Source organism: Variovorax paradoxus (genome assembly GCF_009755665.1).
GTDB lineage: Bacteria > Pseudomonadota > Gammaproteobacteria > Burkholderiales > Burkholderiaceae_C > Variovorax > Variovorax paradoxus_G.
The window spans coordinates 4,246,727-4,259,693 of record NZ_CP046622.1 but is presented as its reverse complement, the minus strand read 5'-3'; the positions used below and the strand labels follow the sequence as shown (position 1 = coordinate 4,259,693).

10 protein-coding genes are annotated in these 12,967 nt (G+C 66.5%); 5 read left to right on the top strand and 5 right to left on the bottom strand.

The window, feature by feature from the left end; genetic code table 11:
- Positions 1-5 precede the first annotated feature (5 nt).
- Genes uraD through GOQ09_RS19795 form a run of 3 tightly spaced genes read right to left on the bottom strand, consistent with a single transcriptional unit; the run spans position 6 to position 3,424 of the window.
- Positions 6-1,784: a 2-oxo-4-hydroxy-4-carboxy-5-ureidoimidazoline decarboxylase gene (gene uraD / locus GOQ09_RS19805; RefSeq protein ID WP_157615083.1), complete on the bottom strand. Its 1,779-nt coding sequence runs from the start codon at positions 1,782-1,784 to the stop codon at positions 6-8.
- 2 nt (positions 1,785-1,786) lie between these two features.
- Complete coding sequence (gene puuE / locus GOQ09_RS19800; RefSeq protein ID WP_157615082.1) at positions 1,787-2,752, bottom strand: allantoinase PuuE; 966 nt, start codon at positions 2,750-2,752, stop codon at positions 1,787-1,789.
- A gap of 6 nt (positions 2,753-2,758) precedes the next feature.
- Positions 2,759-3,424, bottom strand: a complete 666-nt coding sequence (locus tag GOQ09_RS19795) for a GntR family transcriptional regulator (protein ID WP_242630889.1) — start codon at positions 3,422-3,424, stop codon at positions 2,759-2,761.
- Positions 3,425-3,528: 104 nt separating this feature from the next.
- On the opposite strand from GOQ09_RS19795, the gene uraH reads away from it, so the two are divergent.
- Complete coding sequence (gene uraH, locus GOQ09_RS19790; RefSeq protein WP_157615080.1) at positions 3,529-3,879, top strand: hydroxyisourate hydrolase; 351 nt, start codon at positions 3,529-3,531, stop codon at positions 3,877-3,879.
- Positions 3,880-3,882: 3 nt separating this feature from the next.
- Here the strand turns inward: uraH and GOQ09_RS19785 are convergent, their stop codons facing one another.
- The gene (locus GOQ09_RS19785; RefSeq protein ID WP_207309871.1) at positions 3,883-4,386 is read right to left on the bottom strand and encodes a hypothetical protein; all 504 of its coding nucleotides are present in this window, start codon (positions 4,384-4,386) and stop codon (positions 3,883-3,885) included.
- Positions 4,387-4,439: 53 nt separating this feature from the next.
- Here GOQ09_RS19785 and xdhC point away from each other — a divergent pair, with 53 nt between their 5' ends.
- From xdhC to GOQ09_RS19765, 4 genes are all read left to right on the top strand, one after another.
- A complete protein-coding gene (gene xdhC, locus GOQ09_RS19780) occupies positions 4,440-5,246 on the top strand; it encodes a xanthine dehydrogenase accessory protein XdhC (RefSeq protein ID WP_157615078.1) in 807 nt (268 codons plus the stop codon).
- A gap of 226 nt (positions 5,247-5,472) precedes the next feature.
- Positions 5,473-6,678, top strand: coding sequence for a urate hydroxylase PuuD (locus tag GOQ09_RS19775; RefSeq protein WP_157615077.1), 1,206 nt, complete (start codon positions 5,473-5,475; stop codon positions 6,676-6,678).
- A gap of 84 nt (positions 6,679-6,762) precedes the next feature.
- Complete coding sequence (locus GOQ09_RS19770; RefSeq protein WP_157615076.1) at positions 6,763-8,103, top strand: glycerate kinase type-2 family protein; 1,341 nt, start codon at positions 6,763-6,765, stop codon at positions 8,101-8,103.
- A gap of 172 nt (positions 8,104-8,275) precedes the next feature.
- On the top strand, positions 8,276-9,718 hold the full coding sequence (locus GOQ09_RS19765) for an NAD-dependent succinate-semialdehyde dehydrogenase (RefSeq protein ID WP_157615075.1): 1,443 nt from the start codon (positions 8,276-8,278) through the stop codon (positions 9,716-9,718).
- Positions 9,719-10,092: 374 nt separating this feature from the next.
- On the opposite strand, the gene mgtA is transcribed toward GOQ09_RS19765, so the two are convergent.
- A complete protein-coding gene (mgtA, locus tag GOQ09_RS19760; RefSeq protein WP_157615074.1) occupies positions 10,093-12,819 on the bottom strand; it encodes a magnesium-translocating P-type ATPase in 2,727 nt (908 codons plus the stop codon).
- Positions 12,820-12,967 lie beyond the last annotated feature (148 nt).

Sequence of the window (12,967 nt, the reverse complement as noted above, 5' to 3'; positions counted from 1 at the left end):
TCTTTTCAGTGAGCTTGTTCGGCGGCGAGGTCGTCCAGCAGGTTCTGGAAGGCCTGCACTGCGAGCTGGATGTCGTCGTTGGTGCTCGATTCGAGCGGGTTGTGGCTGATGCCCGAGTTGATGCCGCGCACGAAGAGCATGGCCTGGGGCATCACCTCGTGCAGCTTCATGGCGTCGTGGCCCGCGCCGCTGGGCATGCGGAAGAGCGGAATGCCCAACGCGTCGACCGCTCTTTCCCAGCGCTGCTGCCAGTCCGGCGCGCTGGGCGCGGCGGAAGCGCGCATGGTTTCTTCGAGCTCATGCCGCACGCCTCGGCGTTCGCAGATGGCCTTGAGTTCGGCCAGCACATCGTCGGCCAGCGCATCGCGCTGCGCATTGTTCGGCGCGCGCAGGTCGAGGCTGAACTTGCAGCGCCCCGGCACCACGTTGATCGAACCGCTGGGCACTTCGAGCATGCCCACGGTGCCGACGGAGTCGCCGTCTTTCGCGGCGCGCTGCTCGGTGTAGAGAATGAGTTCGGCCACCGCGGCGGCCGCGTCGCGGCGGCGGTCCATGGGCGTGGTGCCAGCATGGCTGGCCGTGCCGATGATTTCGCCCACGTAGCGCACGCCGCCATTGATGGCCGTGACAATGCCCAGCGGCAGGTCGAGCTCGGTGAGCACCGGGCCCTGTTCGATGTGCACTTCGACAAAGCCGAGGTACCGCGCCGGGTCGCGCTGGATCTTCGGAATGTCGGCTTCGTCCAGGCCCGCATGCTTCATGGCTTCGCGCATGGTGATCCCGTCGGCGTCCTTCTGGTCGAGCCAGCGCGGATCGAAGTGGCCGATGAGCGCGCCCGATCCCAGGAAGGTGGCCTTGTACCGCTGGCCTTCTTCCTCCGCAAAGCCCACCACCTCGAAGGCGAAGGGCAGGCGCCTGCCCTGGCGCTTGAGTTCGCGCACGCAGGCCATCGGCACGAAGATGCCCAGCCGCCCGTCGTACTTGCCGCCGTTGCGCACGGTGTCGTAGTGCGAGCCGGTGAGCAGGGTCTTGGCGCCGGGCGTTGCGCCTTCGTAACGGCCGACCACGTTGCCGACCGCATCGATGTGCACGGAGTCGAAGCCGCAGTCGCGCATCCAGCTCGAAATCTGCTGCGCGCAGGCGCGGTGCGCATCGGTCAGGTAGGTTACCGTGAGCTGGCCTTTTTCGGCGTAGCCCGGGTCGGTGTGCGCCGAGAGTGCCTCGTGCCAGTCCCACACGTCGTTGCCCAGCGAGATGTCGGCGCCGAACTTGTCGTCCAGACGGATCTCGGCAATGCGGTGAATGTTGCGCAGCGCCTCGCCGAGTTCGAATTCAGGGTGATTGAACAGTCGGCGCTCGAAGGTGTCGATGATCTCGCGCTTCGAAAGACCCGTGCCGCGCGGCCCGCGCACCGCAAGAATGAAGGGAAAGCCGAACTTCGCGTTGTAGTCGGTGTTGAGCTTCTGGATTTTCGCGAACTCTTCGGGCGTGCAGTCGGTGAGGCCGGCCTTGCTCTGCTCGTTGGTCGATTCGGCCGTGAGCGTCTTGCTGACCATGGCCTTGCCGGCGAGCTCGGGGTGGGCACGGATGAGGCCGATCTTTTCGTCAACCGACGAAGCCGCCAACGCCTGCACCAGCGCATGCTTCAGGTGCGCGAGCGAGCGGAAGGGGCGCGCGGCGAGTGCGCGCTGCGCGATCCAGGGCGAGTGCTCGTAGATGCCGTCGAGCAGGGCCACGGCTTCGGCCGGTACGGCCGCGTTGAGTTGGGCAATGGTGAGGCTCATGGTCAGCTTCCTGAGGCGGCAGATTCGAAGGGGTGTGCCTGCTTCCAGTGGCGCGCGATGTCGACGCGCCGGCAGACCCACACGCGGTCGTGCTGGCCGACGTGGTCGAGAAAGCGCTGCAGCGCGGTAATGCGGCCGGGCCGCCCGAGCAGCCGGCAGTGCATGCCGATGCTCATCATCTTGGGGCTGTTGTCGCCGGCGGGGTTGCCTTCGGCATAGAGCGCGTCGAAGGTGTCCTTCATGTACTGGAAGAACGGGTCGGCGTGCGAGTAGCCCTGCGGCAGCGCAAAGCGCATGTCGTTGCAGTCGAGCGTGTAGGGCACGATGAGCTGCGGCACCACGGTGCCGTCGGTCTTTTGCACCTTCATCCAGAAGGGCAGGTCGTCGCCGTAGTAGTCGCTGTCGTATTCGAAGCCGCCGTAGTCGGCCACCAGGCGCCGGGTGCGTGGGCTGTCGCGGCCGGTGTACCAGCCGAGCGCGCGCTCGCCCGTCAGCTTTTCGATGGCTTCCATGCCCAGGCGCATGTGCTCGCGCTCGGTGGCTTCGTCCAGGTTCTGATAGTGGATCCAGCGCCAGCCGTGGCAGGCGATTTCATGGCCGAGTTCCTTGAAGGCGGCGGTGAGCTCGGGGTAGCGCTCGAGCGCCATGCCCACGCCGAACACCGTGAGCGGTAGGCCGCGCTTTTCGAATTCGCGCAGGATGCGCCACACGCCGGCACGCGAGCCGTACTCGTAGATGCCTTCCATGCTGATGTGCCGGTCCGGAAAGCTCGCCGGGTTGAACATCTCGGAAAGGAACTGCTCCGAGCCCGCATCGCCGTGCAGCGTGGCGTTCTCGCCGCCCTCTTCGTAGTTGAGGACGAACTGCACCGCAATGCGCGCGCCGCCGGGCCATTGCGCATGCGGCGGGTTGCGGCCGTAGCCGACGAGGTCGCGCGGGTAGGGCAGGGTGGTGTCGTAGACGGTCATGGATGTTCAGGACAGTGCAAGCGAGATGTCGTTGGTCGGAACCTTGCGGTCGAACGTGAGGTTGGCCTCGACGTGTTCCAGGTGTTCGGTCATGAGGCGCACGGCGCGCTCTTCGTCGCGTGCGGCCAGCGCCTTCACGATGTCGGCGTGCTCGTCGTTGGAGTGCTCGGCCGCGCTGGTGCTCTGGTACATGAGCGTGATGAGCGCGCAGCGCGAGATCAGCTCGCCGAGTATTTGCGCCAGCACCTGGTTGCCCATGAGTTCGGCCATGCGCACATGAAAGTCGCCCAGCAGTTCGGTGCGGCCCGAAATGTCTTCGCCCGACACGGCGGACTTTTCGAGCGCCACGTGTTCCTTCAGCGCCTTGATCTTCGCGGGCGTGACGGTGCGCACGAACTCGCGCGTCATCTCGGCCTCGAGCATGCGCCGCACCTTGAACACCTGCCGGGCCTCGTCGACCGCCGGTGCCGCCACGAACGCGCCGCGCGCGGGTTCGAGCCGGATGAGCTTGTTCTGCGACAGCTGGAACAGCGCCTGGCGCACCAGCGTGCGCGACACACCGAAGTGGTCGGCCAGCTTTTGCTCTGCCAGCTTGGTGCCGGGCTGTAGCCGGTGTTCGACGATGGCCTTGGTGAGCGCGTCGACGATCGAACGGGTGGTGGAGGACTCCATGTTTTTCATGATAGACCCAAAGGCGGTAACTGTATACACTTTTGTCCACCGGAATTTCCCGCCCCGACCGGAACCTCATCGTTCCATCATTGAAGGAGCGCCCCATGGGCCTGAGCACCCACGTACTCGACACGATGCACGGCGGCCCCGCCGCCGGCATGGAGGTGGCGCTGTACACCACCCAAGGCGACACCGCGACGCTGGTGAAGCGTTTCACGCTGAATTCGGACGGCCGCAGCGACGGGCCTCTCTACGACAACAACTCGCTCAAGGCCGGCACCTATCGCCTGGTGTTCGACGTGGCGGGTTATTTCAAGGCGCGCGGCGTGAAGCTGCCCGAGCCCAATTTCCTGAACAAGGTGTCGCTGGACTTCGGCGTGGCGCACACCGACCAGCACTACCACGTGCCGCTGCTCGTGAGCCCGTGGAGCTATTCCACGTACCGCGGCTCCTGAGGGTCAGTCGCCTTGTTGCTGGCCTTCGGTGAGCGTGTCGAGCTGAAAACGCCCGCTCTTGTCCCACAGCCAGGTGTCGGTCCAGGTGACCGCACCCAGGCGCGTGGCCGCAGGGAAGGGCGCGGCCTGCAGCACGAAGCGTTCGATCTCGGCGATGACCTCGGGCGCATGCTTGGGCGCGCGCATCCAATGCAGGGACACCACCTTTCCGCCGGCATCGAGGTTGACCTGCAGCGTGCCGACGGCGTACAGCAGGGGCGGCAGCTGCCCGCTGTAGATGCGCGACCTGTTGGCTTCGTAGATGTGGCGCGCGGCGTCACGGCGGTACTCGCGCGCGGTGGCCGCATTCGATGCGCGCGGTGCGGCGCCGGCCCCGCCTCGCTCGGTCTTGGAGTCGCTCAGTTGGCCCGGAACAGTGCCGGTGCTCCCGCAGCCGGCAAGCCAGAGGGCGCAAGAAAGAACGGATGCCGCCAAGGCAAGGCGGCGCGGCGTAAGCTGACGATTCATCGCCGGGTTTATACCGTGAGTCTCGTGCAACCCCGCAACCGAAGGTATCGGAAATGAACGGCATGGTCGATCAGCTGCTGGCGCGGCTTGCGCACGAAGACGCGGTGCTGGTGCGCGTCGAATCCACACAGGGATCGGCGCCGCGCGAGGCCGGCACCTGGATGGCGGTGTGGGCCCAAGGGCTCACGGGCACCATCGGCGGCGGTCAGCTCGAGTTCCAGGCCACGCAGGAAGCGCGCGAATTGCTCGCGGGTCGGCGCGCCATCGACGGCATCGAGCGCTACCCGCTCGGCCCGAGCCTGGGCCAGTGCTGTGGCGGCGTGGTGTTTCTCTCGTACCGCCGCATCACGGCCGCCGATGCGCCGGCGCTGCAGCGAGAGCTGGTCGCGCAGCTCAAGCCCGTGGCGCTGTTCGGCGGCGGCCACGTGGGCGCGGCGCTCGCGCGGCTGCTGGCCAGCCTGCCGTTTACCGTGCGCTGGATCGACAGCCGCGACGGCGTGTTCCCCGAGGCGCTGCCGGCGCAGATCGACACCGAGCACTCCGAGCCCGTGCAAGACGCCGTGGCCGCGCTCGCGCCGGGCAGCCGCGTGCTGATCATGAGCTTCAGCCATGCCGAAGACCTGGACATCGTCATCGCCTGCCTCAAGCGCCTGCGCGAGCGCGGCGACCTGCCTTACATCGGCCTGATCGGCAGCAAGACCAAGTGGGCCACCTTCAGCCATCGGCTCGAGGCGCGGGGCTTCACACCCGACGAACTGGCGCGCATCACCTGCCCGATCGGCGTGCCCGGCATCACCGGCAAGGAGCCGGAGGTGATTGCCGTGGCGGTGGCGGCACAGTTGTTGCAATCGCTGGGTTGAACAGGGTTTTCCCGGCGGCAACGCCTTCAAAAAAAGCAGCCCGCCACTTGCCAAAACTGTATACACTTTCGGTCCACAACAAGCCGCAGCGGAGCGAGGCCCATTTCATGGAGCCTGCGTTCGCGGCACTTTCTCTGCTTACAGCGCCCGCAGTGGTGAGCAGGCTGAAGAAACCCCTTTGCGGCGCCCCCACGCGCCCAAGGGGTTGAGAGAGAGCACCACATACATGGAAAGCTATTACCTCGACTGGGCCAACCTGCTGCTGCGCTGGGTCCACGTCATCACCGCCATCGCCTGGATCGGTGCCTCCTTCTACTTCGTGATGCTGGACAACAGCGTCGAAAAGCCGCAAGACCCCGAGTCACTGGACAAGGGCGTGGGCGGCGAGCAGTGGGCCGTGCACGGCGGGGGCTTCTACAACATGCAGAAGTACGCGCTGGCGCCCAAGAAGCTGCCGGACCATCTGCACTGGTCGTACTGGGAGAGCTACAGCACATGGATCACGGGCTTTGCTCTCTTCACCATGTCGTACCTGTGGAACGCCAGCACGTACCTGATCGACAAGAGCAAGATGGACTGGCAGCCCGGCGCGGCCATCGGCGTGGCGCTGGCCTTCTTCGTCGTGTTCTGGATGGTGTACGACGGCATCTGCCAGATCTTCGGCCGCCGCAAGAACGGCGACACCATCGTCGGCGTGCTGATCGCCATCTTCATCGTCTTCGCCACCTGGCTCGCCTGCCAGTGGTTCGCGGGCCGCGCGGCTTTCCTGCTGGTGGGCGCCATGATGGCCACCACGATGAGCGGCAACGTCTTCTTCTGGATCATTCCGGGCCAGCGCAAGAACGTGCAGGCGCTGCGCGAAGGCCGGCCGGTCGATCCGGTGCACGGTCAGCGCGGCAAGCAGCGCAGCGTGCACAACACCTACTTCACGCTGCCGGTGCTGTTTGCCATGCTGAGCAACCACTACAGCTTTACCTACACGCACAAGTACAACTGGATCGTGCTGCTGCTCATCATGCTGGGCGGCGCGGCCATTCGCCAGTTCTTCGTGGTGCGGCACCGTTTCAAGCTCGGCAACGCGGGCAACCCGCTGCCCTATGCGCTCATCGGCATCGTGGTGCTCGGGCTCACCATCGTTTGGATGAAGCCGGAACCGGCCGCGGCGCCCGCGGCTGCCGCAGCAGCGCCCGCCGTGGCGTTCAAGGACGTGCAGAAGGTGCTCGAGCAGCGCTGCTTCATGTGCCACGGCGCGGCCACGCAAATGAAGAACGTGCGTGTCGACACGCCCGACCAGGTGGCGGCGCATGCCCAGGCCATCTACCAGCAGGTGGTGGTCACCAAGATCATGCCGATGAACAACGCAACCGGCATGACGGACGAAGAGCGCGCGCTGGTCGGCCGGTGGTTCCAGGCCGGCGCCAAGACGAACTAGGCAGAGAGACAGAAGAGATAGACCGCGGTCAAGAGAGCGGGCCGCCGTTCGCCGCACAATCGCCGGATGGAGACAAAGCAAGCCATGACCGCATCGAGCCCTTCTTTCGGCCCCACCCCCGACCCGCACGAAGCACCGCGCGCCTTCCTCGAACATCTCTACCGCGTGGCGGTCGACCGCGCATTGCCCTTGTCCACCCTGGGCGCGCATCTGCCGAAGCCGCCCAAGGGCCGCACGCTGGTGCTCGGCGCGGGCAAGGCGGGAGGCTCGATGGTGCAGGCGCTCGAAGCACTGTGGCCGGCCGACGCGCCGCTGTCGGGCCTGGTCGTCACGCGCTACGACCACATTCCGCCGCGGCCCGAAGGCGTGCCCTCGCGCATCGAGCTCGTTGAGGCGGCGCACCCGGTGCCCGATGCGGCGGGCCGGCAGGCGGCCGAACGCATCCTCGCGCTGACCCAGGGCCTCACGGCGGATGACCTGGTGCTGTGCCTGATCTCGGGCGGCGGTTCGTCGCTGCTGGTGCTGCCGGCCGAAGGCCTGACGCTGGAAGACAAGCAGCGCATCAACAAGCAACTGCTCGACAGCGGCGCCCACATCGGCGAAATGAACTGCGTGCGCAAGCACCTCTCGCGCATCAAGGGCGGCCGGCTGGCCGCGGCCTGCGCGCCGGCGCGCGTGGTCACGCTCACCATCAGCGACGTGCCCGGCGACGATGCGGCCGTCATTGCGAGCGGCCCTACCGTTCCGGACGCCACCACCTGCGCCGATGCGTTGGCCATCCTCGATCGCTACGGCATCGAAGTGCCGGCGCCGGTGCGCGCGCAGCTCGAGAGCGGCGCGCTCGAAACCCCGAAGCCGGGCGACGCGGTGTTCAAGGGCCATGAGGTCCACATGATCGCCACGCCGCAGCAGTCGCTTGAAGCCGCGGCCAAGGCGGCACGCGAGGCCGGTATCGAGGCGCACATCCTCAGCGACGAAATCGAAGGCGAATCGCGCGAGGTCGGCAAGATGCACGCCGCGCTGGCACGTGCCGTGGCGAATCGCGGCCAGCCCTTTGCACGGCCGTGCGTCATTCTGTCGGGCGGCGAAACCACCGTGACCATCCGGCCGCGACAGCCCGGGCAGGCCAAGGGCAGGGGCGGGCGTGCCGGCGAGCTTTGCATGGGCCTGGCCGGCGCGCTCATGGGCCAGCCGCAGGTGTGGGCGCTGGCGGCGGACACCGACGGCATCGACGGCGTGGAAGACAACGCCGGCGCCTTCGTTGCGCCCGACACGCTGGCGCGCGCCGCCGCCGCCGGCCGCAAGCTGTCGGACCACCTCGACCGCAACGACGCGTACGGCTATTTCGACGCGATCGGGGATTTGTTCGTGACCGGGCCCACGAACACCAACGTCAACGACTTCCGCGCGCTGCTGATCCTGTAGAGGCAAAAAGGGCCGGTTTTCCGGCGCCTGCGGGCTTCGCGAACTCGGGTTAATCTATGCACCCGGCGGCAAATTGCCGCCGCTGTCGCCAGCGCACCTTCCGGGTGCCGCGCCGCGCAACCCAGATTTTCCCCTTTTCATCATCATCCAGTCCCCGAAGGAAAAGTTCGCCATGACCGCCACCTACACCGACACCCGCCTGCTGATCGACAACGAATGGGTCGACGCCGCCGGCGGCAAGACGCTGGACGTCGTGAACCCCGCTACCGGCAAGGCCATCGGCAAGGTGGCGCATGCCAGCATTGCCGACCTCGACCGCGCACTGGCCGCCGCCCAGCGCGGCTTTGAAAAATGGCGCAACACGCCCGCCAACGAGCGCGCCGCCGTCATGCGCCGCGCCGCCGGCCTGATCCGCGAACGTGCCCCCGAAATTGCCAAGCTGCTCACGCAGGAACAGGGCAAGCCGCTCGCCGAAGCCAAGGGCGAAACCCTGGCAGCCGCCGACATCATCGAGTGGTTTGCCGACGAAGGCCGCCGCGTCTACGGCCGCATCGTGCCCTCGCGCAACCTGGCCGCGCAGCAGCTGGTGATCAAGGAGCCGCTGGGCCCCGTCGCCGCCTTCACGCCCTGGAACTTCCCCATCAACCAGATCGTGCGCAAGCTCGGCGCCGCGCTAGCCACCGGCTGCTCGTTCCTGGTGAAGGCGCCTGAGGAAACCCCCGCATCGCCCGCCGCGCTGCTGCAAGCCTTTGTCGATGCCGGCATTCCGCCCGGCACCGTGGGCCTGGTGTTCGGCAACCCGGCTGAAATTTCGAACTACCTGATCTCGCACCCGATCATCCGCAAGGTCACCTTCACGGGCTCCACGCCGGTCGGCAAGCAGTTGGCCGCGCTGGCCGGCGCGCACATGAAGCGCGTCACCATGGAACTGGGCGGCCACGCACCGGTCATCGTCGCTGAAGACGCCGACGTGGCCCTGGCCGTCAAGGCCGCAGGCGCCGCCAAGTTCCGCAATGCGGGCCAGGTCTGCATTTCGCCCACCCGCTTCCTGGTGCACAACAGCCTGCGCGAAGAATTCGCCCGCACGCTGGTCAAGTACACCGAAGGCCTGAAGCTCGGCGACGGGCTGGCCGAAGGCACGACCCTCGGCCCGCTCGCCAACGCACGCCGCCTCACGGCCATGGCCCATGTGCTGGACGATGCGCGCAAAAAGGGCGCAACCATTGCGGCCGGCGGCGAACGCGTTGGCGACACGGGCAACTTCTTCGCGCCCACCGTGCTGACCGACGTGCCGCTCGATGCCGACGTGTTCAACAACGAGCCCTTCGGTCCCATCGCGGCCATTCGCGGTTTCGACACGCTCGAAGAAGCCATCGCAGAAGCCAACCGCCTGCCGTTCGGCCTGGCAGGCTATGCCTTCACCAAGTCGATCAAGAACGCGCATCTCTTGAGCCAGAAGCTCGAGCTCGGCATGCTGTGGATCAACCAGCCGGCCGCACCTTCGCCGGAAATGCCGTTCGGCGGCGTGAAGGATTCGGGCTACGGCTCCGAAGGCGGCCCCGAGGCGCTCGAGGCTTACCTGAACACCAAGGCTGTTTCGATCATGAGCATCTGAGCGGTTCGCTCAGATCGCCTGGGTTCTTTGGGAAAGGCGGCATCGCTTCGGCGGTGCCGCTTTTTTTTGTGCTGTCGTTGTTCAGTTCAGGGCGGCGCACCCGCCGACGGGGTACCTTTCTCCGCGAATGTCCCCCGGCCTGCGGCCTCCTCCTTTATTTCGCTGCGCAAGGCACCCCATCGACGGGAGCGTTATGAGCGATGGTCGTTGATCAGCGTTGCACCAGCAGCGTGTCCCAGTGCACAGGGCATCGGGTGCTCCCCGCAGCGAAATAAAGGAGGAGGGGCGCAGCCCCGGGGAACATTCGCGGAGGGGAGTACCCGGTGGCCTTTGCACCCGCCCCGAACAGCAGCACCCGGAACAAGCGCAAAAAATCACTGCCACCCATACCGCCGCGCATACCAACCCTTGACCGTCTGCGTCAACGTCGCATACCCAGCCAGCATCGCCGCCAGCCACGGGAAGTAAGCCAGTGGAAGCGCCTGCAGCCTGAAGTAGTGCGCAAACCGTCCCATCGGCAGCCAGATTCCCGCCGCGGCAATGGCGGCCCCCATAGCCAGCAGCGGCCAGGCGGCGCGGCTCTGCAGGAACGGGATCTTCCGCGTGCGGATCAAGTGCACGATCAGCGTCTGCGACAACAGGCCTTCGACGAACCAACCCGACTGGAACAACGTCTGGTGCCCCGCCGTGTTGGCCGAGAACACGAACCACATCACTGCGTAAGTCAGGATGTCGAACACCGAACTCAGCGGCCCGAAGAACACCATGAACCGGCCCAGGTCGGCCGGGTTCCAGCTTTGCGGCTTGCGCAGGAACTCGGGGTCGACGTTGTCGAACGGAATCGCAATCTGCGACACGTCGTACAGCAGGTTCTGCACCAAAAGGTGCAGCGGCAGCATCGGCAAGAACGGCAGGAACGCGCTTGCCACCAGCACCGAGAACACGTTGCCGAAATTCGAGCTTGCCGTGAGCTTGATGTACTTGAGCATGTTGGCGAACGTGCGGCGCCCCTCGATCACGCCCTGCTCCAGCACCATCAGGCTCTTCTCCAGCAGGATGATGTCCGCCGACTCCTTGGCCACGTCCACCGCGCCGTCCACCGAAATGCCGATGTCCGCCGCACGCAGTGCCGGCGCATCGTTGATGCCGTCCCCCATGAAGCCGACCACGTGTCCGTTGGCGTGCAGCGCGTGCACGATGCGCTCCTTGTGCGCCGGCGTGAGCTTGGCGAACACCTGGTGCTGCTCGACCAGCGTGCGCAACCCCGCGTCGTCCAGCGCCTCGATCTCGCGGCCGAGCACCACATGGCCGGCCTCGATGCCCACGTCGCCGCAAACCTTGCGCGCCACCAGCTCGTTGTCGCCCGTGAGCACCTTCACCGCCACGCCATGCTCGGCCAAGGCCCGCAGCGCGGGCGCGGTCGATTCCTTCGGCGGATCCAGGAAAGCGACGTACCCCAGCAGCGTCAGCCCTGATTCATCGGCCACGCCGTAGGCGGGCTTCCGGGCGTCGGCTTTCAGCGCGCGGCTGGCAACGGCCACCACGCGCAGGCCTTGCGCGTTCAGCTCAGACGCCACACGGTGGATGCTCGCCAGCAAATCACCGTCGAGCGCCAGCACTTCCGCGCCGCGCTCGACCGCGGTGCACACCGAAAGAATCTCTTCCAGCGCACCCTTGCAGATCAGCAGGTGCTCGCTGCCGCCGTTCTCCACCACCACCGACATGCGGCGGCGCGAGAAGTCGAACGGCACTTCGTCGATCTTGCGCCAGGCCGTCTGCAGCCGCGTTTCGGGCTGCATCTCGGCGTGGTTCAGCACGGCCTTGTCGAGCAGGTTCTTGAGCCCCGTCTGGTGAAAACTGTTCAGGTAGGCCAGCTGAAGCACATGGTTCGACGCCTCGCCCCAAGCGTTGGTGTGGCGCTCCAGCACGATGCGGTCCTGCGTCAGCGTGCCGGTCTTGTCGGTGCACAGCACGTCCATTGCGCCAAAGTTGTGAATGGCTTCCAGCCGCTTCACGATCACCTTCTGGCGCGACATCACCACCGCGCCCTTGGCGAGCGTGGCGGTCACGATCATGGGCAGCATCTCGGGCGTGAGGCCGACGGCAATCGACAGCGCGAACAGCGCCGCCTCCCACCAGTCGCCTTTGGACACGCCGTTGATCACCAGCACCAGCGGCGCCATCACCAGCATGAAGCGGATCAGCACCCAGCTCACGCGGTTGATGCCGGCCTGGAACGCGCTCGTGCCTTGGTCGGCGGCGGCCACGCGCTGTGCGAGTGCACCGAAGAAGGTGCGGTTGCCGGTGTGCACGATCAGCGCGATGGCGGTGCCGCTGATCACGCTGGTCCCCATGAACAGAAGATTTTCGCGTTCGAGCACGCCGGCTTCGCGGCCGCCTCGGTCGATGGTGGGGAATTTCTCGACCGGCATGGCTTCGCCCGTCAGTGCGGACTGGCTGATGAACAGGTCCTTGGCGCCCAGCAGGCGGCAGTCGGCCGGAATCATGTCGCCGGCCGAAAGCGCGATCACGTCGCCGGGCACAAGGTCGCGCATCGGCACTTCGACGCGCGGCGCGCTCGCGGCGCCGGGGGCCGGCCGCAGCACCGTGGCGGTGTTGCTCACCATCGCCTTGAGCCGCTCGGCCGCCTTGTTGGAGCGCGACTCCTGCAGAAAGCGCAGCACCGTCGACAGCCCCACCATGCTGCCGATCACGAGCGCGGCCTTCATGTCCTCGGTCACGTACGAAACGAGCGCCAGCACCGTGAGCAGCAGGTTGAACGGATTGCGGTAGCACTGCCACAGGTGCGTCCACCACGAAAGCGGCTGCTCGTGGCGCACCTCGTTGCCGCCAAGGCGCTTGCGCAGCGCCTGTGCCTGGTCTTCGCCCAGGCCCTGGGGCGAACTGCCGAGCGTTGCGAGCAATTCGCCAGCATCGGCGTGCGATGCGGCGGCCAGCGCCTTCGCAATGTCCGGCGGCATGGCGGCGGAGGCGATGCCGACGGGTTTCGAGCCCAGCATGGTTTGCCAGCGCTCGAAGTGATGCAGCATGCGGCGGCTGCGCAGGAAGCTCTCGAAAACGGACTTCAGGACGTTCTTCATTCTTTTTTCCTTCGCGGCGCCGGCCGCGAAGGGAAGAACCTCCCGCGTCAATCAGGCGTGGGAATCCCCTGCGGCGCGATGCGCTGCAAACTGTTGTTATCGATGGGTCGGAACAGGGGTGGCGCGCAGGGGCGCCAATGAGAAGCGG